The 25,017-nt window shown below is 59.6% G+C and carries 24 protein-coding genes; 16 read left to right on the top strand and 8 right to left on the bottom strand.

The annotated features are described in order from the left end of the window. The first annotated feature begins 137 nt into the window (after window positions 1-137). Genes LD28_RS0106750 through LD28_RS0106740 form a run of 3 tightly spaced genes read left to right on the top strand, consistent with a single transcriptional unit; the run spans window position 138 to window position 2,110 of the window. On the top strand, window positions 138-1,109 hold the full coding sequence (locus LD28_RS0106750; protein ID WP_033136223.1) for a ChaN family lipoprotein: 972 nt from the start codon (window positions 138-140) through the stop codon (window positions 1,107-1,109). A gap of 25 nt (window positions 1,110-1,134) precedes the next feature. Next, a complete protein-coding gene (locus LD28_RS0106745; protein ID WP_033136222.1) occupies window positions 1,135-1,689 on the top strand; it encodes a cysteine hydrolase family protein in 555 nt (184 codons plus the stop codon). Between the two features lie 37 nt (window positions 1,690-1,726). After that, complete coding sequence (locus LD28_RS0106740; protein WP_033136221.1) at window positions 1,727-2,110, top strand: hypothetical protein; 384 nt, start codon at window positions 1,727-1,729, stop codon at window positions 2,108-2,110. Between the two features lie 87 nt (window positions 2,111-2,197). Here LD28_RS0106740 and hutZ read toward each other — a convergent pair whose 3' ends face one another. Next, entirely contained in the window at window positions 2,198-2,755 is a 558-nt protein-coding gene (gene hutZ / locus LD28_RS0106735; RefSeq protein WP_005335257.1) for a heme utilization protein HutZ, read from the bottom strand. Next, window positions 2,752-3,264 (bottom strand): heme utilization cystosolic carrier protein HutX, encoded by a 513-nt coding sequence (gene hutX, locus LD28_RS0106730; protein WP_005362516.1) that lies wholly within the window; start codon window positions 3,262-3,264, stop codon window positions 2,752-2,754. The genes hutZ and hutX overlap by 4 nt, the downstream gene beginning before the upstream one ends. 170 nt (window positions 3,265-3,434) lie before the next feature. Between hutX and LD28_RS0106725 the strand changes: the two genes are divergently transcribed. The 8 genes from LD28_RS0106725 (at window position 3,435) to pepE (ending at window position 13,423) form a co-directional block, all read left to right on the top strand. Then, complete coding sequence (locus LD28_RS0106725) at window positions 3,435-4,286, top strand: heme/hemin ABC transporter substrate-binding protein (RefSeq protein WP_033136220.1); 852 nt, start codon at window positions 3,435-3,437, stop codon at window positions 4,284-4,286. Beyond that, window positions 4,283-5,326: a FecCD family ABC transporter permease gene (locus LD28_RS0106720; protein ID WP_033136219.1), complete on the top strand. Its 1,044-nt coding sequence runs from the start codon at window positions 4,283-4,285 to the stop codon at window positions 5,324-5,326. The genes LD28_RS0106725 and LD28_RS0106720 overlap by 4 nt, the downstream gene beginning before the upstream one ends. 11 nt (window positions 5,327-5,337) lie before the next feature. Beyond that, window positions 5,338-6,150 (top strand): heme ABC transporter ATP-binding protein, encoded by an 813-nt coding sequence (locus tag LD28_RS0106715; protein ID WP_033136218.1) that lies wholly within the window; start codon window positions 5,338-5,340, stop codon window positions 6,148-6,150. A 225-nt stretch (window positions 6,151-6,375) separates the two neighbouring features. Then, window positions 6,376-7,740 (top strand): endonuclease/exonuclease/phosphatase family protein, encoded by a 1,365-nt coding sequence (locus LD28_RS0106710; protein WP_033136217.1) that lies wholly within the window; start codon window positions 6,376-6,378, stop codon window positions 7,738-7,740. Window positions 7,741-7,997: 257 nt separating this feature from the next. Continuing rightward, a complete protein-coding gene (locus LD28_RS0106705) occupies window positions 7,998-9,692 on the top strand; it encodes a sensor histidine kinase (RefSeq protein WP_033136216.1) in 1,695 nt (564 codons plus the stop codon). Continuing rightward, on the top strand, window positions 9,686-10,423 hold the full coding sequence (gene btsR / locus LD28_RS0106700) for a two-component system response regulator BtsR (RefSeq protein ID WP_033136215.1): 738 nt from the start codon (window positions 9,686-9,688) through the stop codon (window positions 10,421-10,423). Before LD28_RS0106705 ends, btsR begins: the two co-directional genes overlap by 7 nt. A gap of 215 nt (window positions 10,424-10,638) precedes the next feature. Then, window positions 10,639-12,447, top strand: a complete 1,809-nt coding sequence (locus LD28_RS0106695; RefSeq protein WP_033114626.1) for a carbon starvation CstA family protein — start codon at window positions 10,639-10,641, stop codon at window positions 12,445-12,447. A 250-nt stretch (window positions 12,448-12,697) separates the two neighbouring features. After that, window positions 12,698-13,423, top strand: coding sequence for a dipeptidase PepE (pepE, locus tag LD28_RS0106690; RefSeq protein ID WP_033136214.1), 726 nt, complete (start codon window positions 12,698-12,700; stop codon window positions 13,421-13,423). A gap of 37 nt (window positions 13,424-13,460) precedes the next feature. On the opposite strand, the gene LD28_RS0106685 is transcribed toward pepE, so the two are convergent. The 3 genes from LD28_RS0106685 to dnaB form a co-directional block, all read right to left on the bottom strand. Next, window positions 13,461-13,964: a secondary thiamine-phosphate synthase enzyme YjbQ gene (locus LD28_RS0106685; protein WP_241462265.1), complete on the bottom strand. Its 504-nt coding sequence runs from the start codon at window positions 13,962-13,964 to the stop codon at window positions 13,461-13,463. Continuing rightward, the gene (gene alr, locus LD28_RS0106680; protein WP_033136213.1) at window positions 13,964-15,037 is read right to left on the bottom strand and encodes an alanine racemase; all 1,074 of its coding nucleotides are present in this window, start codon (window positions 15,035-15,037) and stop codon (window positions 13,964-13,966) included. Before alr ends, LD28_RS0106685 begins: the two co-directional genes overlap by 1 nt. A 196-nt stretch (window positions 15,038-15,233) precedes the next feature. Further along, window positions 15,234-16,628 carry a replicative DNA helicase gene (gene dnaB / locus LD28_RS0106675; protein WP_033136212.1) on the bottom strand — a complete coding sequence of 465 codons (1,395 nt, stop codon included), beginning with the start codon at window positions 16,626-16,628 and terminating at the stop codon, window positions 15,234-15,236. 364 nt (window positions 16,629-16,992) lie between these two features. Between dnaB and LD28_RS0106670 the strand changes: the two genes are divergently transcribed. Beyond that, the gene (locus tag LD28_RS0106670) at window positions 16,993-17,853 is read left to right on the top strand and encodes a Tim44 domain-containing protein (RefSeq protein WP_033136211.1); all 861 of its coding nucleotides are present in this window, start codon (window positions 16,993-16,995) and stop codon (window positions 17,851-17,853) included. Window positions 17,854-17,987: 134 nt separating this feature from the next. Here the strand turns inward: LD28_RS0106670 and ushA are convergent, their stop codons facing one another. Next, window positions 17,988-19,760 (bottom strand): bifunctional UDP-sugar hydrolase/5'-nucleotidase UshA, encoded by a 1,773-nt coding sequence (ushA, locus tag LD28_RS0106665; RefSeq protein ID WP_081959444.1) that lies wholly within the window; start codon window positions 19,758-19,760, stop codon window positions 17,988-17,990. A 415-nt stretch (window positions 19,761-20,175) separates the two neighbouring features. On the opposite strand from ushA, the gene LD28_RS0106660 reads away from it, so the two are divergent. The 3 genes from LD28_RS0106660 (at window position 20,176) to LD28_RS0106650 (ending at window position 21,961) form a co-directional block, all read left to right on the top strand. Then, window positions 20,176-20,520, top strand: a complete 345-nt coding sequence (locus tag LD28_RS0106660) for a DUF2956 domain-containing protein (protein ID WP_033136210.1) — start codon at window positions 20,176-20,178, stop codon at window positions 20,518-20,520. 144 nt (window positions 20,521-20,664) lie between these two features. Next, the gene (locus LD28_RS0106655; protein ID WP_033136209.1) at window positions 20,665-21,000 is read left to right on the top strand and encodes a hypothetical protein; all 336 of its coding nucleotides are present in this window, start codon (window positions 20,665-20,667) and stop codon (window positions 20,998-21,000) included. Window positions 21,001-21,094: 94 nt separating this feature from the next. Continuing rightward, window positions 21,095-21,961 carry a tetratricopeptide repeat protein gene (locus LD28_RS0106650; RefSeq protein WP_033136208.1) on the top strand — a complete coding sequence of 289 codons (867 nt, stop codon included), beginning with the start codon at window positions 21,095-21,097 and terminating at the stop codon, window positions 21,959-21,961. A gap of 57 nt (window positions 21,962-22,018) precedes the next feature. On the opposite strand, the gene LD28_RS0106645 is transcribed toward LD28_RS0106650, so the two are convergent. Together LD28_RS0106645 and fkpA are read right to left on the bottom strand one after the other, a co-directional pair. After that, entirely contained in the window at window positions 22,019-23,425 is a 1,407-nt protein-coding gene (locus LD28_RS0106645; protein ID WP_033136207.1) for a sigma-54-dependent transcriptional regulator, read from the bottom strand. Window positions 23,426-23,577: 152 nt separating this feature from the next. Beyond that, window positions 23,578-24,381: an FKBP-type peptidyl-prolyl cis-trans isomerase gene (fkpA, locus tag LD28_RS0106640; RefSeq protein ID WP_033136206.1), complete on the bottom strand. Its 804-nt coding sequence runs from the start codon at window positions 24,379-24,381 to the stop codon at window positions 23,578-23,580. 118 nt (window positions 24,382-24,499) lie between these two features. On the opposite strand from fkpA, the gene LD28_RS0106635 reads away from it, so the two are divergent. Continuing rightward, window positions 24,500-25,017: vegetatible incompatibility protein HET-E-1 (locus tag LD28_RS0106635; protein WP_033136236.1), on the top strand; the 518-nt coding region annotated here is incomplete at its 3' end.

Here is a 25,017-nt window from a genome sequence, read left to right as displayed (position 1 = left end):
CTCGCCAAAGATCAATAAAAAGAATCATTATCATTTAAAAAATGAAAGGTTGGTTTTAAACTGCCTGCCATTGCGATTCCAACCCTGTTTTCTACCCAGCGATGCTGCGCATCCTGGCCTATCTGCCGTGAGATCCCATGATGAAACGACTTCCCCTGCTTGCCCTGCCGTTGTTACTGGCAGCCTGTGCCACCCCCAACCAGCCGACCGTTTCATCACAACTACAGACGCTCTATGACTACCAGCTGAGCAGTGATGGAGCCGCAGACCTGACGCTGGCGCAGGCGCTCGCTCGCATTGCCGACGCCGACATCATTCTGGTGGGCGAGTTGCACACCCATCCCGCCGTGCATCTGCTGCAATCGCGTCTGCTGAGCGGGCTCTACACCGCCGGTCAGCAACACGGGCGGCCGCTGGCCCTCTCCATGGAGCAGTTCAGCCGCGCCGATCAGAAGACGCTGGATGCCTATCTGGCGAACCAGATTGGTGAAGCGGCGTTGATCCGCGAAGGCAACGCTTGGCCCAACTATCCGAGCGACTACCGCCCGCTGGTGGAGTTTGCCAAGGCGCACCGGATGCCGGTGATCGCCGCCAACGCGCCCAAGCCGCTGGTGAGCTGTATCGGTCAGGAGGGGCCTGAATGGCTCGACAAACTGCCCACCGCACGCCGCAGCCAGCTGGCCCGCGAACTGACTCTGGGGGATGATCCCTATCGCCAGAAGTTTATGGCCTCCATGCACCACGGCGATGCCGACAGCAACGCCCGTCGCTTCGCTGCCCAGACCAGCTGGGACGACACCATGGCCGAGAGCATGGTGGATTATCTGGCCAAGCACCCGGGCCAGCAGATCATGCACATCGCCGGCAATTTCCACGTCGAGGGGGGGCTTGGGCTCGCCAGTCGCATCGCCAGTCGCAATCCGGCACTCAAGGTGGCACTGGTTGTACCCCGGATAAATGAGACCCCCGTTGCAGGTCGAGCAGCCGATGTGCTGGTAACCGTCATGCCGCTGCCGAAGCGCTGGCAAAGCAGTACCGAGATGAAGCAAGATATGGACGCGCTGCATCAATCCCGCAGCCGTGACTGCAGCCAGTGGCTGCAACCCTAATCTTCAAGGAAACGGCGGGTCGAATATGGATGTATTACTGATCATCGATGTGCAGCAAGGGGTCATGAAAGCGACCCACTACCAGCAACAACAAGTGCTGGCCAATATCAACCGGGCTGCGGCCCACATCCGGCAGCACCATGGCCGGGTCATCTATATCCAGCATGACGATCTGCCGGGTGGCGAGCTGGAACCCGGCACCTCGGGCTGGCTGCTCCACAGTGCGCTACAACCCGCCAAGGGGGATAGCCGGGTACGCAAGGAGGCATGTGACAGCTTCCTCGACACCGAGCTCGCCTTCCTGCTGGCCGAGCAGCCCGTCGATCGGCTGATCCTCTGTGGTAGTAATACCGATTTTTGCGTCGACACCACAGTGCGCAGTGCCACCGCCCATGGCTTCGAGGTGCTGGTGCTGAGCGATGGCCACACCACGGCCGATCGGCCCCATCTGAACGCTGCGCAAATTATCGAGCACCATAACTGGATGTGGCAGCACCTCACTTTGCCGCAGGGACGCTCGGTCACCTTGCTCACCACTGACGAGCTGCTGGCAGTAACACCTGCCCTGCAGCCATGTTAATCTGCGAGCCCCGCTTCGTTTCTCACTGGAGTCTGTCGTGCGACTGTTGTCTGCCACCCTGTTGTTGATTGTTCCCCTGCTGTCGGCCTGCTCCAGCTTGCCCGGCCAGAAGTATGATGGGCCGGAACCCCTGTTTCTGACCCACATCAACGGGGAGGGGAGCAAGCGGTTTACCTTTGAAGCCGCGCCCAACGACACCTTGCCGCGCGGCCTCTCGGCAGCTCAGAGCCAGCGGCTGCTGGAGCAGCGGGAGGCGTTGCAGGAGAACCTGCTGACCGAGACGTTGGCGACGAAAAAGTACTGCCGGGAAGGGTACATCGTGCTGAGCCAGACCTCCTGGAAGGTGCGGGGAGAGTGCAACGAGACGGCCACCGACGCCGATCGCCGCGCCTTTCCCAACAAGGCCTCCTGGCAGGATTGAACAAGCCGGATGAGATAACGCAATAAAAACGGGCAGCCCAGTGGCTGCCCGTTTTGTTATGACTGCTGTCGTGACCGACAGGGATCGTCAGACCGGCGCATCGGCCGGGCTGGTGAGCTCGGCACCGTTGTCGATACGCTTGTGCCCTTCCACCAGATGGACGAAATCCACCAGCTCGTCACCGGAGACGGCGAACGCCTGGCCGAAGCCCTTGACGAACAGCCCCTGCTCCGGCTTGAGGCGGAACAGTTTGAAATCCTTGAGGTTGGAGAGACCCTTGATGATCTCGCCAAAACGCCCTTCCAGTGCCGCCACCGCCTTGCTCCAGCGGGCGTCGTCACGGGCGACCACTTCGGCTACCGCATCGAAGGTCAAGCGCTTGCGGGCAAACAGCTCGCGGGCACCGCTCTCATCCTCGATCAGCATCAGGGATACCCGGGGCACCTGTTGCAGGTTGCGGGCGTGGCGGGCGATCTCGGAGATCAGCACATAGTAGCCATCCTCCTGTAGCACGAACGGGGCATAGCTGGCGTTGGGATTGCCTTCGCCATCGACGGTGGCGAGCTGCAGGGTACGGCAACTGTCGCGAAACTCGCGGATTTCCGGTTGCAGGCGGTTCTGCAGACGCTCCTGACGTTCACTCATGCTTTGACTTCCTCTTGAGAGTTGTGGCGCAGCGCCATAAAACGGGTGACCTGATCGGCCAGCAGCTGACGTTTCTCGTCGCGACCCAGATAGACCTTGAAGATGCAGCGGCCGGAGTGACCGAAGAACTGGAAGGAGTGCCCCTCCTTGCCCATGAACAGCTTGCTGACCAGCGCAATCCCCGCCACGTTGTCGAGTTTGAGGTGACCATGCAGCTCACCGTCGCGGCCCATCAGGTTGTAGTAACCACGCGCATCTTTACCCTTCGGGAAAGGCGCCTTCACTTCGAAAATGGAACCTTCGGATTCAACGATGGTGGTCACCGGGCCCCAGTCGGCCAGATCTTCCAGCAGACCTTGTGCGCGATCGGCAGGCAACAGGGTCACCAGCTCGGCGGGCAGATGGCGAACCACCTCCCATTCGCTGATGGCAAGCTGGGCCGCCAGGGTGGACGGATGAGCGCCGGGATCCTGCTCCAGCAGCGCGTGAATGCGTTGTGCAATGCTCATGTTTTCTCCCTCTGCGAGACCATGTCGTCCCGCTGTTTATCATGGCGGCTACTCTAATAAAGCACCGGGACCAATGCAATTGATAATTGCTATCATTATCAGTGCAATTTATTCAAAGCCTTGATATTCTCCGCGGCACACCCGTTTCATCCACCCCTTTGGAGGTTAGCATGGGCCGTCGTCTTGCCCTCGCCATCACCCTGCTCTGCAGTTCACTGCCCCCCTTCTCTGCCGTTGCCACCGACGGACAGCAAGAGCGTATCGTCAGTATCGGTCCGGCCACCACAGAACTCATTCTGGCACTTGGCGGTGAATCGAGCCTGATCGCCACCGATGTCAGCAGTCCCTTGCCAAAAGGGTTGCCCAAGGTGGGCTATCACCGGGCGCTGGCCGCCGAAGGTATCCTGAGCCTCTCCCCCACCCGACTGGTGGGCAGCGACGAGATGGGCCCGGCCCCAACCCTGGATCAGCTGCGCCGTGCCGGGGTCAAGGTGGAGGTGCTGGATACCGCGCCGACTCTCGCCAACCTCAACCAGCGCATCGACACCCTCTCCAGCCTGCTGGGCGATAAAGCAGCTGGCGATCGCCTGAAGGCAGAGATCCAGGCTCAGACCGATCAGCTGGCGGCGCAAGCCAAACAGAACAAACCGCTCAAGGTCGCCTTCCTGCTGCTGCACAAGGGGCAACCCACCAGCATCGCCGGGGGTGACACCACCGCCAGCGCGCTGATCTCGCTGGCAGGCGGCATCAATCCGGTCGCCGAGTTGCGCAACTACAAGCCGGTATCCGCCGAATCCCTCATCGAGATGCAGCCCGATCTGGTGCTGGTCAGCGGTCGTGACTGGCAGCAATATGCCGATCCGGCCAAGGTGCTGGCAGAAGTGCCGGCACTGGCCGCTACCCCGGCTGGCAAGCGCAACGCCATTCACGCCATCGACGGCCACGCCCTGCAAGGGGGGCTGAGCCTCAACTCCCTGCAACAGGCGAACCAGATCGCCCAGTGGATCAAGCAGGGGTCATGATGCGGTTGTCCCTCTCCTGGCTGCTGCTCTTCACCACGGCCGCACTGGCGCTGCTGCTGCTCGGTTCGCTGGCAACCGGCCCCATGACCCTCACCTTGGGCGAGAGTCTGCGGGCGCTGTTTGCCGGGCAGGAGAGCGGAATTGAAACGCACAAGCTGTTGATCGTACAAGGGATCCGCCTGCCGCGTACCCTGCTCTGCATCGCGGTTGGCGGGATCCTCGGACTCTGTGGCGCCGTGATGCAGGGGCTGTTTCGCAACCCCCTGGCTGACCCCGGCATCATCGGGGTCTCCGGCGGTGCAGCGCTCGGTGCTGCGCTCGCCATCGTGCTGCTGGCCCCTCTTGCACCACAATATGGCCAGCAGTTGCAAGCCACCATCGGGGTTGGCCTGCTGCCGCTGCTCGCCTTTCTCGGCGGTGCGCTCACCACCACCTTGGTCTATCTGCTCGGCACCCGTGAAGGGGGCACCTCGGTCACTGTCATGCTGTTGGCCGGGGTAGCCATCACAGCGCTCTCCGGCGCGGTGATCGGCCTGCTCACCTATCTGGCGGACGATCAGATGCTGCGCAACCTGAGCCTGTGGCAAATGGGAACGCTGGCGGCAGGCAAACCGGCCGATGTGACGCTGGCCCTGCTCACACTGGCGGCGCTGCTGTGGCTCTTTATGCGCGATGCCAATCCCCTTAACGCCTTGCTGCTGGGTGAAGGAGAGGCCCGTCATCTGGGGGTCAATGTGCAGTCCCTCAAGCGCCGCCTTATTCTGCTTACCGCGGCGGGTGTCGGGGTGGCGGTGGCGGTATCGGGGATGATCGGCTTCGTCGGGCTGGTGGTGCCCCATCTGGTGCGCCTGCTGGCAGGCCCCAATCATGTCAGGTTGCTGCCACTCTCGGCCCTGCTGGGCGCCGCCCTGCTGCTTGCTGCCGATATGCTGGCCCGCACCCTGCTGGCCCCGGCCGAACTGCCGGTGGGCATCATCACCGCCCTGCTCGGCGCCCCCTTCTTCATCTGGCTGCTGGTAACAGGCCGCCGCGCCCTTTGATACGGACTGTTATGCAACCACTCTCATCCTCACTCTCCTCCCCCCTGTTGACCTGCTCCCGGCTCAGCCTGCGCCGTGGCCAGCGCCAGATCCTGGATGGGCTCGATCTCAACCTCGAGAACGGCACCCTCACCGCCCTGCTCGGCCCCAACGGGGCGGGCAAGAGTTCGCTGCTCAAGTGCCTGACCGGCGAGCTGGAATATGAGGGCGCCATCACCCTGTTTGGCGCGGATCGCCAGCAGTGGGACAGCAGCCAGCTGGCCCACCGGCTCGGGGTATTGCCGCAAAGTTCGTCCCTCAACTTCCCCTTCCTATGCGAAGAGGTTGTTGCCATGGGGCGCTTGCCCCACAGTGAACCGGCGGCGCGGCGCGACGAGATAGTGGCGGCGGCCATGACCCATGCCGGGGTCGAACATCTGGCCAAGCGGCTCTATCCGGGACTCTCCGGCGGTGAGCGGCAGCGGGTGCAGTTTGCCCGGGTGCTGGCGCAGATCTGGCAAGCCCCCTCCCCGACCGATCAGGCCGAGCAACCCCGCTTGCTGCTGCTCGACGAGCCCACCTCGGCGCTGGATCTGAAATACCAGCATCAGCTGCTCACCATGGCGCGCGCTCTGGCCAGCCGCAATACTGCAGTGCTGGTGGTACTGCACGATCTCAATCTGGCGGCACGCTATGCCGATCGACTGGTGATGCTGGAGCGGGGCAAACTGATGGCCGATGGCACGCCAGCCGAGGTGCTCACCCCTGATCTTATCGCCCGCCTCTATGACTACCCGGCACAGGTGATCCACCATCCCGAGAGCGGCCTGCCGATGGTGGTGTGACAGGGCCCCCACAAGCCCGGAGATCTGGCTGACGGGGAGAGATAAAAAACGATTTCATTTAATGCCGCCAAAGGCCGTAAACTGCATTGAAATTCATCACAGCTAAATAAGTGGTGTGAAAACCCTCACACTTTGCTCAGGTAAAATCCCCGCAGCATCTTCGTCTCCTTATAATGAGGCCGCCTCACAGAAGGCATAACTCATTGATGCTACGGAAGAATTACAATGAAAAATATCAACAAGACCCTACTGGCTGCCGCCATCTCCCTCGGGATGCTGGCTGGCTGCAACAGCGACGACGATTCAAAGGCAGCTGATCCCATGGTTCGTTTTGCCACCTTCAACCTCTCTTTTGACCGCACTGCTGCCGGTATGCTGACCGGCGAGCTGGCGCTGACCCGCACCGCGCAGGATGCCCTGCTGGCGCGTCTTGCCGAAGGTAGCCTGAAAGGTACGGAAAAAGAGAAAGCCGAACATGTACAGCAGATCCGCAATGTCGCTGAGATCATCCAGCGCAATCGCCCGGATGTGTTCCTGCTCAACGAATTCGACAACGATGGCAAGGGTGAAAACACCACCGATCTGAAAGCCTTCAACGACAACTATCTGGCCCACGCCCAGCACCCTGAAGTGACCGCTATCAGCTATCCGGTGCTGCAGAACTTCGCCACCAATACCGGCCTGCAGAGCGGCTATGACCTCAATCTGGACAACCAGATTACCGCTGATGATGGCTGGGGCTTTGGCAACTACCACGGCCAGTACGCTTTTGCCGTGATGTCCAAGTACCCGATCGATACCAAGCAGATCCGCACCTTCCAGAACTTCAAGTGGAAGGATATGCCGAACGAGAAGAACCCTGTTATCGACGACTGCAACAACGCCAAGGCACCGATCCCGGCCAGCCGTGTTTGTGGTGGTAGCTGGTATGCCAGTGAGGTTTGGGATAAATATCCCCTCTCTTCCAAAAACCACGCTGATGTGCCGGTACGGATCAAGACCGACAAGGGTGAAGAGGTCATTCACTTCCTGATCTCCCACCCGACTCCGCCGATTTTTGCCAACGCGGCTGGCCACACTATCAAGCACAACCGTGCCGAGATCGCCTTCTGGAACGACTACGTCCAGGGTCTCAACTACATGACCGATGACAAGGGCACCAAAGGTGGCCTGGCCAAAAACGCCAAGTTCGTTATCGCAGGCGATCTCAACGCCGACCCGCAAATCGGCGACGGCGATCTGAGCGCCATTCAGGATCTGCTCAACAATCCGCTGATGAATCAGGCCATTACCAACGGCACCCTGATCCCCGTCAGCGAAGGGGGACCCGAGTGTGTGGCAAGCAAAGACACGTGCACACGCTACCCTAATCGTCCCACCCCGGAGCGCATCACCAACTCCAGCGGGCTGCAGCTGGATCACGTCATCCCCTCTGCCAACCTCAATGCGGTCAAGAGCGGCGTCTTCTGGCCTGCCAGCTTCGAGGCCGGTTACCATCTGGTGTACAGCGTTATCGATGGCAAACCCAATATCGCCAAGGGTGTCAGCTCGGATCACCGTATGGTATGGGTCGATCTCAAACTCGATTGAACCACACTCTGATAGCCAATTCGGGGGCCTCTGGCCCCCTTCTTGTTGCTGCTATTGTTGCTGCAATATGGCCAGCACGACCGCTGTCTCGGCTGCCATCCTGAACAACCAGAGAGTGACGACCTGTTTGCCTGCCAACCGGCTCAACAGATCGTGCGCTACCCCACCATTCTGATAACCCTGCCTTGCAAGGGGGTATGGGGTTTGCTAATACTCCGCGTCCAGTAAATGCCCCCTTTTTATCTGGACAGTGAGCCATGGCCTTTGAACAATTCACTCTGGTGATCTCGCTGTTCCAGCAGCTCTGCGTCTATCTGGTGATCGCCTGGCTGCTCTCCAAGACGCCGCTGTTCATGCCGCTCACTCAGGTGACCCTGAGCTGGCCCCACAAGATCCTCTGCTACCTCATCTTCTCCGGCTTCTGCGTCATGGGTACCTACTTTGGTCTGAGGGTAGAGGACTCCATCGCCAATACCCGTGCCATCGGCGCCGTTCTGGGGGGCATTGTCGGCGGCCCGGTGGTGGGGCTGCTGGTGGGGCTAACCGGCGGCATCCACCGCTACTCGCTGGGGGGCTTCACCGCGCTGGCCTGCACCTTCTCCACCATCGCCGAGGGGCTGCTCGGCGGACTGGTGCACCGCCACTTCGTCGCCCGCCACCGGCTCGATCTGCTGTTCAGCCCCTGGGTGGTGGGGTCGGTGGCCCTGGTCGCCGAGCTGATGCAGATGGGGATCATCCTGCTGGTGGCCCGCCCCCTCGATGATGCCATCCACCTTATCGAGAACATCATCGCCCCCATGCTGGTGGCCAATACCCTGGGGGCCGCCATGTTCATGCGGATGATCCTCGATCACCGCGCCATGCTGGAGAAGTACTCGGTCGCCTTCTCCGCCCGCGCCCTCAAGATCGCCGAGCGGGCGATGCGGGTGCTGGACAAGGGGTTCACTCAGGAGGCGTGCCAGCAGATGGCGCGCATTCTCTACGAGGAGACAGGAGTCGGCGCCGTAGCCATCACCGATCGGGAGAAGCTGCTCGCCTTTATCGGCATCGGCGAGGATCACCACCTGCCGGGCACCGCCATCAACTCCCAGCACACCTTCAAGGCGATCCAGCACAACGAGGTGGTCTATGCCGACGGCAACCTCATCCCCTACAGCTGCACCCTCCACCCCGGCTGCAAGCTCGGCTCCTCGCTGGTCATTCCGCTGCGGGGGGAAGAGGGGTCCGTGGTGGGCACCATCAAGCTCTACGAACCCAAGCGCAAGTTCTTCTCCTCCATCAACCGCACCCTGGGAGAGGGGATTGCCCGGCTGCTCTCCGGCCAGATCCTGGCGGGCAAATACAACGAGCAGAAGCGGCTGTTGGCCCAGTCGGAGATCAAGCTGTTGCAGGCGCAGATCAACCCGCACTTTCTGTTCAACGCCCTCAATACCCTGTCGGCGGTGATCCGGCGCGATCCCGAGAGCGCCCGCACCCTGGTGCACAACCTCTCCACCTTCTTTCGCAAGAACCTCAAGCGGCAAGGGGACGAGGTGACCCTGGCCGACGAGCTGGAGCATGTGAACGCCTACCTGCACATCGAGCAGGCCCGTTTCGCCGAGCACCTGAGCGTGCAGATCGACATTCCCGAGTCGCTACTGGAGTACCGGCTGCCCACCTTCTCCCTGCAACCCATCGTCGAGAACGCGGTCAAGCACGGCATCTCCCAGATGTTCGAACCCGGCCTGCTGACCCTGACCGCCCGGGTTGAGGCCCAGCGGGTGGTGCTGGAGGTGTGCGACAACGCCGGGCTCTACCAGATGAAACAGGAGGGGAGCGGCCTTGGCATGCACATAGTGGATCGGCGCATCAAGGCCCGTTACGGCGCCGAGTACGGGGTCGCCATCGACTGCATTCCCCATCAATCAACCCGGGTGAGGATCACCCTTCCCCTGCAGGAGAGCCCATGCTGACCGCCCTGATCGTTGACGATGAACCCCTCGCCCGCGAGGAGCTGCGCCTGCTGCTGGAGCAGGCGGGCAATATCCGTCTGCTGGGAGAGTGCGCCCACGCCATGGAGGCGCTGCCCGCCATCCATCGCCTTAAACCTGACCTGCTGTTTCTCGACATCCAGATGCCGCGCATCAACGGGCTGGAGCTGGTGAGCATGCTGGATCCTGACTTGCGCCCCCACATCGTTTTCATCACTGCCTACGACGAGTTTGCCCTGCGCGCCTTCGAGGAGAACGCCCTCGACTACCTGCTCAAACCGGTCACCAGTGAGCGGATGAACCGGGCGCTGGAGCGCATCAAGCGGCTGCTCTCGCCAAAAGGTGAGCTGGCAGGTCAGCCGCTGCCGGATCCGTCCCGCATCGCCCAGCCCCTGCGCAGCATCCCCTGCACCGGCCACAACCGCATTCTGCTGCTGCCCCTTGGCGAGGTGGAGTTCATCCACAGCGATCTCACCGGCAACCGGGTGATCAGCGGCCAGCAGCAGGGCACCACCGAACTGACCCTGCGCACGCTGGAGGAGAAGACCGGCTTCGTGCGCTGTCACCGCCAGTACCTGCTCAACCCCGGCCAGATCCGCGAGATCCTGCTGCTCGACGGCGGGCTGGCAGAGGTGGTGACCCAGGGCGGGCACAAGGTGCCGGTGAGTCGTCGCTACCTCAAGCCCCTCAAGGAGCTGCTCGATATTCCCTGAGGGGCGGGCCACTCACCCCGCTCCTGCCCTGCCAGCGACCACTCACCCGCTGACCACGGCCGTCGGCACACCCGCCAAACCACTCGGGGTCGCTTTTCTGCCACTCGCGGGCAGAACCCGGCCACTGACCTTTTCTTCGCTCCCCTTTCCCCACCGCATGAGTAGAGTGCAGCCTGAGCCCGGCCAGACTGGCCACAGGAAAAGGAAACTCCCCCATGCAACACGCAATCACTTTTGTCATTGCGGCCCTCTGCATCCTCGCCATCGCATATCGCCTCTACGGCGTGTTCTTTGTGCGCAAGGTGCTGCAGGCTGACGACAAGCTAGTCACCCCCTCCCACCAGCTGGAAGATGGCAAGAACTATGTGCCGACCAACAAGTGGGTCAACTTCGGTCAGCACTTTGCCGCCATCGCTGCTGCCGGTCCGCTGGTGGGCCCGGTGCTGGCCGCCCAGTACGGCTACCTGCCAAGCTTTCTCTGGCTGCTGATCGGCTGCGTTATCGGCGGCGCGGTGCACGACACCGTGGTGCTGTTTGCCTCCATGAAGCATCAGGGCAAGTCTCTCTCCGAGGTGGCCAAGGCCGAACTCGGCCCCATCGCTGGCTGGTGTACGGGTCTGGCGATGCTGTTCATCATCACCATCACCATGGCGGGTCTCTCCATGGTGGTGGTACACGCGCTGGAGCGTAACGCCTGGGGCGTGTTCGCGGTGTTTATGACCATCCCCATCTCCATGGTGGTGGGTATTTGGCACAAGCTGACCGGCAACCTGCAAGCCGCCTCCTGGGTCGGATTTGCCGCCGTGCTGGCCTGCGTCTTCTTCGGCCCCTACGTGCAGGAGAGCGCCTTCGGTGCCTGGCTGACCCTGCGGGCCGAGACCATCAGTCTGGCGCTGCCTATCTACGCCTTCTTCGCCACCGCGCTGCCGGTCTGGCTGCTGCTCACCCCGCGCGGCTACATCTCCAGCTTTATGAAGATCGGTGTATTCGGCGCTTTGGTGATCGGCGTTATCTGCATCAACCCGGAGATCCAGTTCCCCGCCATGACCCAGTTCGTCCACGGCGGTGGCCCGGTACTGGGTGGCCCGGTCTGGCCCTTTATCTCCATCACCATCGCCTGTGGCGCCATCTCCGGCTTCCACGCCTTTATCGGCTCAGGCACCACCCCGAAACTGGTGGACAAGTGGAACGACATCCTGCCGGTCGCCTTCGGTGCCATGCTGGCCGAGTGCGTGGTGGGCGTGATGGCGCTGATCGCCGCCACTGCCCTGCACCCGGCTGACTACTTCGCCATCAACGCCACCCCGGAGGCCTTCGCCAAACTGGGGATGCAGGTGGTGGATCTGCCGTTCCTCTCCCAAGAGATCGGCATGGATCTGAACGGCCGCACCGGCGGCGCCGTCACCCTGGCGGTGGGCATGTCCTACATCTTCACCAAGGTGCCCTGGTTCAGTAACCTCGCCTCCTACTTCTTCCAGTTCGTGGTGATGTTTGAAGCGGTCTTTATCCTGACGGCTGTCGACTCCGGCACCCGGGTCTCACGCTACCTCATTCAGGACTTCTTCGGCGAGTTCTACCCGCCCCTCAAGCGCATCGACTGGATGCCGGGCGCCATCGGGGCCAGCGTGCTCGCCTGCGTGATGTGGGGATATCTGCTGATGTCCGGCGATATCGGATCTGTGTGGGCGCTGTTCGGGGTATCAAACCAGCTGATGGCCTCGGTGGGCCTTATCATCGGTGCCACCATCATCTTGCGACTGGCCAGCAAGCGCCGCTACATGCTGACCTGCCTCATCCCGCTGGCCTACCTGTTCGTCACCGTCAACTACGCCGGTTACTGGATGATGAGCAACGTCTACTTCAACGCCGCGGCCAAGGGCTACAACCCGATGAACGGCATCATCTCACTCATCATGCTGGTGCTCGGAATGCTGATCCTGCTCTCCGCCCTGCGCAAATGGAGCGAGCTGTGGAAGCTGCGTCAGCAGCCCTCCTACAAGGTGGTTGAAGCGACCGCCTCCTGATGGGCGAGTGGCTTTCCCCCTGACATGACCCCGCTGCGGCGGGGTCTTTTATTGGCGAGGGGTGGCGCATTGACCACCGCTCATTAATCCACCGCTTGGCATAGCATCACCCATCCATAGCGGTTGAATGGACCCCCCGATCACAGAACCGCCGCGCCAATGGTGGTAGCATGCCCGCTCTTGCCATCCGGCCGCACGGCGGATCTGGTGGCCCTCCCTCCTCCGCTTTCACTTTTTGAGGAACGATTTGATGGAACTGCTTCTGCTAAGCAATGGTAAAGCCAACGAATTTCCGGGTCTGCTCGGCTGGGCCCGCGACCGGGTTCAGAGCCTGCTGGCCCGCAAACCGGTCAAACGCATTCTGCTCATCCCCTACGCGGTGATCCGCAGCGACTGGGATGCCCGCGCCAATGATCTCACCGAGAGCCTCGGGATCGAGACCATCAGCATTCACCACTTCGATGATCCGGTCGATGCCGTCAATCAGGCCGACGCCATCTTTATCAGCGGCGGCAACACCTGGCGCCTCAACCAGCTGCTGCATGAAAATGGCCTGATCGTGCCGATCCAGCGTGCCGTGCGCGAACGTGGCGTCCCCTATGTGGGCTGGAGCGCCGGTTGCAACGTGGCGACCCCGAGCATCCGCACCACCAACGACATGCCGGTCTGCAACGCCGCCGTGCTGCCAGCGCTGGGCCTGTTTCCGCTGCAGATCAACCCCCACTATCTGGACGCCAGCATCAGCGGCCACATGGGCGAGACCCGCGACGAGCGTCTGGCGGAATTCTGCGCCATCAACCAGAGCGAATATGTGGTGGCCCTGCGCGAAGCGAGCCTGCTGCAGATCAGTGGTGACACCATCGAGTACTGGAGCGCCCGCGATCAGGACTTCAAGATCTTCAAACACGGCCAGGAGCCACAAGCCTTTATGGACGCGAGCCCCTTGGCCGAGCTGACCCCCTTCAAGGTCAGCTGAGCCACGCAGAGCGCCGTGCCACTGGCAAGCGGATAGCTCACCAAACCGTAAAAACAAAAGAGGGATGGCTCGGCGCCATCCCTCTTTTTATCTTGTTCTTTTGACTCAATACCGACCTGACTACTCCCCCCTGCAGAGTCACCAGCACCTTGCGGGCACCGCCATCGACACGATGCTCGCCAAGCCAGATCCCCTGCCAGGTGCCGAGCGCCAGCTGACCATCGCGGATCGGCAGCAGCAGGCTCACCCCGAGCAGGGAGGATTTGATATGGGCGGGCATGTCATCCGGCCCCTCATAGGTGTGGCGATAGTAGGGGGCATCTTCCGGCGCCAGCCGATGCAGATGGGCCTCCATATCGCTGCGCACGCTGGGATCGCAATTCTCGTTGAGGGTGAGCGAGGCGGAGGTGTGTTGCAGCAGCAGGTGCGCCATGCCGATCCGGTAATCCGCCAGCATCGGCAGCTTGGCCACCAGCTCGTCCGTCACCAGATGAAAGCCCCGCGAACGGGGCTTCAGGGTCAACAGGCACTGCTGCCACATCAGACGTATTCCATAAAGACGCGGGAGGTGAGCTTGGTGATGAGCTCGTAGGGGATGGTGCCAATCTCGTCGGCCACCCGCTCCACCGGCAGCCCCTCGCCCCACAACACCGCCTCGTCACCCGCTTTGTCGGTAGCGCAGGGCCCAAGATCGACTGTGCTCATATCCATGGAGACACGTCCGACTAACGGCACGATGCGGCCGTTGATCAGCACAGAAGTGCCGTTGGGCGCCATGCGCGGATAACCGTCGCCGTAGCCGATGGCGATCACCCCGAGCCGGGTATCACGATCCGACACCCAGTTGGCGCCGTAGCCCACCGGCTCGCCCGCCTTGTGATCCCTCACTGCAATCAGTTGTGTCTTGAGGGTCATCACCGGCTGCAGGTCGTAATCGGCCGCCACCGTGTTGGGGAAGGGTGACACGCCGTAGAGGATGACGCCGGGGCGAACCCAATCACAGTGGGAGTCCGGCCAGGCCAGAATGCCCGCCGAGTTGGCCATGGCCCGCTCGCCCGTCAGCGGTGCGGTCAACTTGCTGAACAGATCAATCTGCTCGCGGGTGGTGGGCTGCTCCAGCTCATCGGAGCGGCTGAAGTGGGTCATGATGTTGAACGGCTGCACCACGTTCTTGCACTTGCCGAGTCGTTCGATAAAGGCGGGCATCTCGTCGGCGCGCACCCCGAGGCGGTGCATACCGGTGTCGAGCTTGAGCCAGGCCACTACGGGGGCTGGCAACTCGACCTGCTCCAGCGCTTCGAGCTGCTCCCAGGTGTGAACCGCCGTCTGCAGGTTGTTGGCCGCCAACACCGGCAGATCGTCGGCGGAGAAGAAGCCCTCCAGCAGCACGATGGGCTTGACCACGGCGCAGGAGCGCAGCATCAGCGCCTCTTCGATCCGGGCCACTGCGTAGGCATCCGCATCCACCAGGGTGCGGGCGACCGGCAGCAGTCCGTGGCCATAGGCGTTGGCCTTGACCACAGCGATGATCTTGCAAGCGGGAGCGTGGCGCTTGACCACGGCGAGGTTGTGGCGCAAGGCCGCAGTGTTGATTTGGGCAGTAGCCGCTTTCATGGTTTTCCCTTACGAGGGCACAAATGGTCTCCCCCTCATCGGGCCGAAGACCGCCACTCACTTATCGTCGTCGAAGGCCGGACCGGCATAATTGTCGAACCGGGAAAACAGGCCCTGACGGTCGGCCACTATCTGCTAGGGCTATCGGTCAGGGCAGTTGCAGTGATGGCTAAGCCGCCATCACCTTGGGTTTACATCAATAGTCGTCATCAAACGCCGGGCCGGCATAGTTGTCGAACCGGGAGAACTGCCCCTGGAATGTAAGCCGAACTCTTCCTATCGGGCCGTTACGCTGCTTGCCGATGATGATCTCGGCAATCCCTTTGTCCGGGCTGTCATCGTGATAAACCTCATCACGATAGATAAACATGATCAAATCCGCGTCCTGCTCAATGGAGCCCGATTCACGAAGATCCGAGTTGACCGGACGCTTGTCGGCCCGCTGTTCCAGACTTCGGTTGAGCTGGGAGAGCGCCACTACCGGGCACTGCAGCTCTTTCGCCAAGGCCTTGAGGGAGCGGGAGATCTCGCCGATCTCCAGGGTACGGTTGTCAGAGAGCGCTGGCACCCGCATCAGCTGCAGGTAGTCGATCATGATCATGGATAAGCCACCGTGCTCACGGGCGATGCGGCGGGCGCGAGAACGCACGTCGGTCGGGGTGAGGCCGGAGGCGTCATCGATATACATCTTGCCCTTCTCGAGCAGCAATCCCATGGTGGAGGAGAGTCGCGCCCAATCCTCGTCGTCGAGCTGACCGGTACGCACCTTGGTCTGGTCGATACGACCGACCGAGGCGAGCATACGCATGATGATCTGCTCGGAGGGCATCTCCAGCGAGAAGATGAGCACCGGCTTGTCGGCGGTGAGGGCCGCGTGCTCGCAGAGGTTCATGGCAAAGGTGGTCTTGCCCATGGAGGGACGGGCCGCCACGATGATCAAGTCCGAACGCTGCAAACCGGCGGTCATCTTGTCGAGATCGCCATAACCGCTCGACACCCCGGTCACGCCGTTATGCGGGGTTTTGAACAGCTCTTCAATCTTGTCGACGGTCTGCTCGAGGATCAGCTTGAGGGGCTGGGGCCCCTCATTGGCGCTGCTGCGCTGCTCGGCAATCTTGAATACCTTGCTCTCGGCCAGGTCGAGCAGATCGCCGGAGGTACGCCCCTGTGGCTCGTAGCCTGCTTCGACTATCTCGTTGGCGACCGAGATCATCTCCCGCACCACCGCCCGCTCCCGCACGATTTCGGCGTAAGCGTTGATATTGGCGGCGCTCGGGGTGTTCTTGGCGATCTCCACCAGATAGGCGAAGCCACCGGACTCCTCCAGCTGCTCGGAGCGCTCCAGCTCCTCCTGCAGGGTGATGAGGTCGATGGGGTTGCCCGCGTTGGAGAGGCGGGTCATGGCCTGGAAGATCAACCGGTGCGGACGGCTGTAGAAATCCTGATCGATGACCCGTTCGGCAACCCGATCCCAGGCATCGTTATCCAGCATCAGGCCGCCCAGTACGGACTGTTCGGCCTCAAAAGAGTGGGGAGGAACTTTCAGCTGTTGTGTCTTGGCGTCTTTTTTCGCCGTCACTTGCTCTGCCATACACATAAAAACCGCAGCGGGAAGGGGACGTGAATTTTACAAAAGAAAGCCTGACACGGCGAGCCCTATCTGGCGGCTCACACCATCATAAAGGGCCAGACCAGGGTCTGTTCGCTCTTGCTGCTTCTGGTTTTGCTGCGCATTTTGCGCTCTTTGCGGCTCAATCGTCTGCTTTTCATACGGCTTGCTCCTTGCGTTGACACCCACTCGAAGTGGTAATTCGTTCATGAATAATTCATGCCAATCATGGTACTTATCGGCACAAGCTGCGACACATTTAGGGACAGGCAGCCTGCCATGCGCCTTGCTGAGCTTGCCAAAGCGGAGCATGCCCCACCCACAGACAAGAGTGAAAAGAGTCAAAATGAAAAAGATGCTGACCCTGTTTGCCGTGATCCTGGCCATTGGCCTGGGGGCACCTCACGCCGAAGCCAAGAAATTTGGCGGCGGCAAATCCTTTGGTAAAAGTTACAAAACTGCGCCGGCCCAGCCTGCGGCCAAACCGGTCGACACCAAGAACCCTGCACTGGGTGCCCAGACTCCGCCGAAAAAGAGCGGCATGATGGGCGGTCTGCTGGGTGGCCTGCTGGCCGGTGGCCTGTTTGCCTACCTGCTGGGCAGCGGTGCCTTTGAAGGTCTGCAGGGTATGGATATGCTGCTGATCGCCGCACTGGCACTGGGTGCCGTCTTCCTGTTCCGCGCCATGCGCCGGGGCAAGGTCGCGACGCCACAGCCACAACAGGCCGCCTATGCGGGCTATCAGCCACCGCAATCCGCGGCCCCGCAGCAGTTCGAGCAGAACAACAGCGCCCCGCAAGCCACCGGCTTTGCCGACAGCGACGTGCCGTTCCGCCTGCCGCCAGGCTTTGACATGAACAGCTTCCTGGCCGGTGCCCGCGATCACTATCGCACCCTGCAAGAGGCCTGGAACAAGAACGATCTGGAAAAAGTGCGTGAATACGTCAGCCCGGAGCTATTTGAACAGCTCAAAGCCGAACGTGCCGAACTGACTGGCGACCAGCACACCGAAGTGATGTATGTGGATACCCAGCTGGTACGCGCCGACTACGGCAGCGACTGGGCTCAGGTGAGCGTACGCTTCAGCGGCCGCTACATGGACCGTCAGGAGCAGGTCGAAGAAGATATCAAAGAGGTGTGGCACCTCGAGCGCAATCTGGCGAAAGACAATGCCCCCTGGCATATCGTCGGTATCGAGCAGCTGTGATCATTGGTTGGTAATAAAAAATAAGCCAATAAAAAGGGAGGCATTGCGCCTCCCTTTTTATTGCTGTGTTTGTCAACCGCACACTTTATTCATGCATTACCGGTGACATGAACCAATACACTGCAATGCTCGGTTTATTTGGCCGGGCATGACGGCACTGATCGACCCGCAGCAAAGAACTGCACCTGATCTTTTGCATTAGGATCATACGCGACAGCAGAAAGCGGTGAGTTCTGTGCAATATACTCTTTCAGCACCACCGCATCGACCAGACCGACGTTGGTTGTCTTCGCGCTGATGTTGGGATAACCATCACCGCCTGCCGCACTGAAGTCAGGAATGGCAAAGCTGTACTGCTTGGATGGGTCAAAATCCTGACCATCGATCTTGCTGATGTCGACCTTTTTGGCATCGCAATCAACACGCATCTCAAGGCCGCTGAACTGGGGATATCCACCACCGGTTTTGGTCGCCAACGCAGCCAGATAATCCGGCAATTCTGAGCCATTCATGTGTACCCAGCTCACAATATTGCCAAACGGTTGAACCTGCAGCACGCTGCGATAGGTAATATTGCCAGCCTGAATATTGTCACGTACCCCACCCGAGTTAACGATGGCAAAATCAGCCTTCAAGCGAGTCTGAGTGGCAGTCGTGATCAGGCGACCAAGATTGGTTTGCTGGGTACGAACCACATCCCGCTCGCCCATAAAGAGGCCATCGGTATCACCTACCGGCACCAACAACTGCTTCTCACCCTCATCCTGATAACGCTGCAGGGTTTCAAACAGTTTTGGATCCTTGATGATCTCGGGCTTATAGAAATCAGGAGAGCCATCTGCCAGCTTCAACGCATTCCGTTTTGCATCGCGTTTAACCAGGTTGATCGGCACCAATTCATACTTGTCCAGTGTCAGCTTGCCATTAACATAACTGAACTCGGCATGACCGACATATTTACCCCACTCGTAAGCCTGCATGATATAAGTACCATTCTGTTCATCCGGCACACATTTTTCACCCGGACCAAACTTGGTATCATATTTGAGAAATGAACGTTCCATGCACACCGGATTCTGGGAGTGGCCACCGATAATAGCATCCAGCATGCCCGGTTTCAGCGTTCTCGCCAAAGTGACATCACCCGGAGCATTACTACCATGAAGCGCATTGGCATAATGACCCATATGGGTAATAGCAAGGACCATGTTGGCCTCGTTATTGGCTCGGATATCTTTGATAACCTTGTCAGCTTCCTGTATCGGATTACGGAAGTCGACATCCTTCACGTTCTCTTGCTTTGAAATAATTGCGGTATCTTCGGTGGTCAAGCCAACAACGGCAATTTTCAAGCCATTTTCAAACTTGAATACTTTATAGGGACTAAAGATCCGCTTACCCGTTTTTTTATCGTAAATATTCGCCGCCAGCATCGGAAACTTTGCCCAACCCTCCTGTTTTTTCAAGATAGACATAGGGTTATCAAATTCGTGGTTGCCGACAGCCATGGCGTCATAACCAATCTCATTCATTGCAATAAAATCAGGCTCAGCTTTCAGCAGGTCTGACTCCGGTACCCCGGTATTCACATCACCACCGGATAATACCAGCACATCACTGCCCGCAGCCTTGGCCTCAGCCTTCAAACGATCGACCAGGGTTTTTTGGGCGGCCATGCCATATTCGCCATCGATGTTATGCCAAAAACGCCCATGTGTATCATTAGTGTGCAGAATGGTCAATTTGCAGGGATGGTTAACATCAGTACAAGGCTTGGTTTGATCTACACCTATTTGATTTGATTGTTCGGCAAGACTCGAGCTAGTGTTGTCATTACTTGAGCTATTACAACCGCCCAATGCCATGAGTACAGCAAATGCCACACTTCCTATCACCAGTTGTTTCATTTCCGTTGCACCTTTTTAATTATCATTTTAGGTCGTACAGATGCGACCGCGCACAAATCTAGCATAATCAGAAAGTAGAGTTGGCCAACGAAGAATAAGCAATGATCATAATTGTGACCGAGTGCTCATAAACATCCATGAGGCTGAATTGACTATTTTGTAATTAAAAACATGAGGTACTTCAATATTTCATTAAATGATTGACGATACTGACAAACCAATTGTTAGTGTATATCTATAACTCATTTATCCCCCCCGTTATGCTCTTTGGCCAAGCATGAGTCACCCTCTGAAACCTTGAATTGCTATTTGTCTGCCCTCACTTGCTACGTGATGCAATACACCGATTTACCGCCGCCAAGAGACGGATCTTTATGGCATACTCCCCAGCCAGTCATGCCCGAGGAGAGAATTAATGGCCAAGTACGACAAGATTTCCCCCGAGACCCAGCAGGAGGCAATGAAAATTGCCCGTGCCAACCAGAAGCCTGGGCAGAGCAAAGAGCAGACCCAGCTGATCGCGCAAGGGATCCAGAAAGGCATCGATGAATACAAAAAACAGATGAAGGCGCGGGCCCGCGAGGCGAATCGCCAGAAAAAATTGCAGGCCAAAGCCAAACAACCGCAGGGCGAGCAGCAAACCGAAGAGCAAGACGAGCAGCTCGAGTTGGTTGAAGTAAGCCATCAGCATCCCCTGCCCTGGATCTTGCTGGTGCTGAGCTGGCTGGGTTTTGCCGCAGCCTGGCTCTGGTTGCGCTAAAGCCCCTTGTGGCAAACCTTTGCCTGGGATCCTCTTCACATCGCGGGCCCTGGCAGCTGGTCATCATGAGCGAGGAGTGATTAAATCCCGCACTTCTCGCGACAGACTCCCTGTTTTCCGCCGCCTTGTTTTCAGGAAATAGTTATGAATCCTGCTCCGTTCTATCTGCTGGCACCTTTTGTGCTGTTCCTTGTGACCATGCTGCTCTGTCGCATCTCGCCGCTGCGTGCTGTGGCCTCAAGCGGTGTGCGCTGGTTGGTCCTGCCCGCTTTCACCCTGTTTATTCTGTTGATCGTCATCAATGGCGTGGCCGATCCCGCCATGCGCAACCCTGCGTTCCACTGGCTGATGCCGGGGCTCGGCTTTGCCTTGAGCCTGTTTCCGGCGCTACCCAAGGCGCTGGTACCGCGCCTCGCCATCAAGGAGGGGGTCTTTGCCGCGCTCGGTCTGATGCTGATGAGTCTGGCCATGGTCTACTGATGTCATGTCCGAGGGGAGCTCTGTGACGAACCCCCCTTGAACAAACAATGACCTGCAGGCATCTTGGTGAAAGGATCGCCAGCCAGGAGGCCAGATGGACAATCCGCCCGATTTCATGGCGCAGTGGGATTATCAGGATCCCGCCGCCACCGCCCTGCGTTTTCACGCACTCCTTCCCGAAGCTCGCGCCGCCGACCTGCAACTCGAACTGGAGTTGCTGACCCAGATCGCCCGCACCCATTCGCTGCAACGCCAGTTTGCCGAAGCGCACCAGCTGCTCGACGAGATAGAGCCTCGCCTCACCGAGGCCACCCCCAGAGCCCGGATAAGGGCCTTGCTGGAGCGGGGTCGCACCTTTAACTCGGCGGGCGACAAGACGAATGCCAGAACCCTGTTTGAACAAGCCTGGCAGTGGGGACTCAAGGAGAAGGAGACCTATCTCGCCATCGACGCCGCCCACATGATCGCCATCGCTGCGCCGCTGGAAGAGCAGAGCCGCTGGCATCAACTGGCGATGGAGCTGGCGGAGCGCAGCAGTGACGAGAAGGTGCGCAGCTGGCTGGCCGCACTATATAACAATCAGGGGTGGACCCTGTTTGAGCTGGGCCGCTTTGATGAGGCCAAAACCCAGCAGCAGAAGTGCCTGGCCTGGCATCTGCAGCATAACAATCCAGCCAAGGCGTTTATCGCCCGCTGGAGTCTGGCGCGCCTGACCCGGGCGCAGGGTCAGCACCAAGTGGCGCTGGCAGAGTTGCACCAACTCAAGGCCGATATGGCCGAGGCGGGTGAGCCGGAGGATGGCTATCTGTTTGAGGAGCTGGGAGAAAATGCATTGGCACTGGACGATCCGCTGGCCGCGGAATACTTCGCCCGCGCCTGGTTTCTGCTCTCGCGCGATAACTGGCTCAAGGCCAACGAGGCAGAGCGACTAGCCAGACTCAAGCGCCTCGCCAAACTCTAATATCCCCCCAAATAACAAGGGCGGCACTCTGGCCGCCCTTTACGTTGGCAAGATGGTTTAGGCCAGATTGGCCTCCTCCCACCCCTGCTTCTTGCGATAGATGGTCGAGGGGCTGATCTCGAGCAGCGCCGCCGCCTTGGGAATATTGCCATCACAGCTGGCGATGGCCTGCTCGATCACCTCTTTTTCCACCAGCCAGAGCGGTCGGATCGGCCCGTTTGCCGCACCAGTAACAAGCGGAGCCGACGATGCCACTGCGGCGGCTTCTGCCGGTAACCGGGGGGCCCCCCCCTTGAGCGGGGGTGGCAGAATATCCGGGCTCACCAGCTCTTTGTCATTGAGCACCACGATATTGCGTACCACGTTTTGCAGCTCGCGTACGTTGCCGGGCCAGGGGTAGTCGAGCAGTACCCGCGCGGCTTCAATATCGAAGTCGCGAAAACGCTTGTTCTCCTCCTTCGCATAGCTCTGCAGCAAGGTGCGCGCCAACAGCAGGATATCCTCACCCCGCTCCCGCAGCGGCGGCAGGGTGAGTGGAATGACATGCAAGCGATAGTAAAGATCCTCACGGAAACGGCCCGCTTTCACCTCCAGCAAGGGATCCCGGTTGGTTGCGCAGATAAAGCGCACATCCACCGTCTCCAGCTTGCCGCTACCGACCCGCTGCAAGGTGCCAGTCTGGATAAAGCGCAGCAGCTTGCTTTGCAAGTCGAGATCCATCTCGCAGATCTCGTCGAGAAACAGGGTGCCACCATCGGCCAGACTGGCCGCCCCCTTACGATCCCCCTGGGCACCGGTAAAGGAGCCCTTCACATGACCGAAGATCTCGCTCTCCATCAAATCGTGGGGAATGGCGGCGCAGTTGAGGGCGATAAAGGGCTGATCGCGGCGCGGGCTGGACTGATGGATCGCCTCGGCGCACACCTCTTTGCCGGTGCCGCTCTCGCCGGTGATAAAGACGGTCGCCTTGCTGGGCGCTGCACTCTCGATGATGCGATAGACCGCCTGCATCGGCATGGAGGCACCGATAAAACCGAAAAAGGAGCTGCGCTCGAAGTTCTCCCGATAGTGGGCAACCAGCGAGCTCAACTGCTGGTGTTTCAAGGCATTGCGAACGGTGGCGCAGAGCCGCTTGCTGTCAAACGGCTTGGTCAGAAAATCGAAGGCACCGAGGCGCATCGCCTCCACCGCCACATCCACCGAACCGTGGGCGGTGATCACCACCACCGAGCAAGGGAGCTGCTGTTCGGTGATCATCTGCAGAATATCCATGCCGGACATATCCGGCAGCTCCAGATCCAGCAGTACCACGGGGGGGGGACTCGCCAGCAATTGTGCCAGCGCCTGCTGACCGCAGTCAGCCAGCACAACCTCGTAGCCATCCAGCCGCAGGTACTGTTCATAGACTACTGCCAGACTCCGGGTATCTTCCACCAGCAGGACACGAGGTGCGTTTTCAGCCACAGAATTGCTCCTTGTTTATTGATTTTGCTCTCTATTTTTAGCGCAAGACCGGACAATGGAAAGCATAGTGCTCTCAGTTTATCCCGCGAACCGACGAGATGCGCAAGTAAAAACGGCTCCCTAAGGAGCCGTTTTTCATTACATCGGATGAATTACTTCTTGGCGTCTTCGGCAGCCGGCTTCTCGATAGCCAGCAGCTCAACGTCAAATACCAGCACGGCATTCGCCGGGATGGAGCCAGCACCGTGCTCGCCATAGGCCAGCTTGGACGGCAGGAAGAACTTGAACTTGGAGCCAACCGGCATCAGCTGCACGCCTTCGGTCCAACCCGGGATAACCTGGTTGAGCGGGAAGGTGGCCGGCTCGCCACGATCGACGGAGCTGTCGAACTTGGTGCCATCAGTCAGGGTACCGGTGTAGTGAACCTTGACGATGTCGGTAGATTTCGGCTTGGCGCCAGTACCCAGCTTCTCGACCTGGTATTGCAGGCCGGATGCGGTGCTCTTCACACCCTCTTTCTTGGCATTGGCAGCCAGGTACTCTTCGCCTTTCTTCAGATTATCAACGGCATCTTTCTCGGCCTTGGCCTTGGTCAGCTCGTTGATCTTGGCGTCGTACTGCTGCAATACCTTCTGGATCTCTTCGTCAGTCATCTTGGTTTCTTTGCCAAGACCGTCGGTCACCCCTTTCAGGATCACGGCGTTGTCCAGCTTGATGCCCAGTTCCTGCTGACGCTCGAGGGTGTTAGCGATGTAACGACCCATGGAGAGGCCAATTGCGTAGCCGGATTGCTCTTCAAAGCTCTTGGCTTCGGCCTTGGTCGCCTCTGCCGGCTTGCTGGCTTCTGCCTTCACTTCGGCGGTATTGGCCGCAGCAGGCTTCTCGTCTTTTTGGCAAGCAGTCAGACCGACGGCAACCGCCGCCGCCAACAGGGACACCTTCAGAAATTTGTTCATCAGTTTCTCCAAACTCCAAATACCGCTCTCGGTTCCATCGTGAAATGAGAGGTTTATCGTGATAAGCGCCTTATACTAACGCCGTGATCGCAGGTAACAAAAGCGTGAGACCGCAAAAATGATAAAAAGTGCCATTTATCTGATGAGCCTCTGTTTTATGCTCACCGGTTGCGAGCAGAGCTCCCCGCCAAACCAGCAACTTTCCCTCGCCAGCACCGGATTACTGACCGCAGATCTGGCCAGCGATGGCAAACAGGCCATCGTCTCCAGCATCAGCCAGGGCATTGTCGTCTGGGATCTGGAGCAGAACCGTCAGCGCTGGCGCTGGAAGCAGTCCGACTCGCCGGACGATCTCGTTTTCATTACCCGTTTTTCCGAAGGCAACAGCCATGCCGTCACCGCCACAACCGACACCTTTGCCACCTGGCGGTTGCAGGATGGGCAGTCACAAGGCTACTACTCACTTCCTGAATCCAAGCTGAGGGACATAGCGCTCTCTGCTGACGGGCGCTATGTGCTGATCGGCCGGGAAGATGGCAAGGCAGAGTGGCTCGATACCCAAAGCGGCCGTCGCCTGCAGTTTCTGGGGCACACCGAGCAGGTCAATACAGTGGATCTCTCCGCCAACGGTCGCTA

It is taken from the genome of Aeromonas finlandensis (assembly GCF_000764645.1).
Taxonomy (GTDB): domain Bacteria; phylum Pseudomonadota; class Gammaproteobacteria; order Enterobacterales; family Aeromonadaceae; genus Aeromonas; species Aeromonas finlandensis.
The sequence above is the reverse complement of the archived record's forward strand: the minus strand, read 5'-3'. Positions and strand labels throughout refer to the sequence as shown.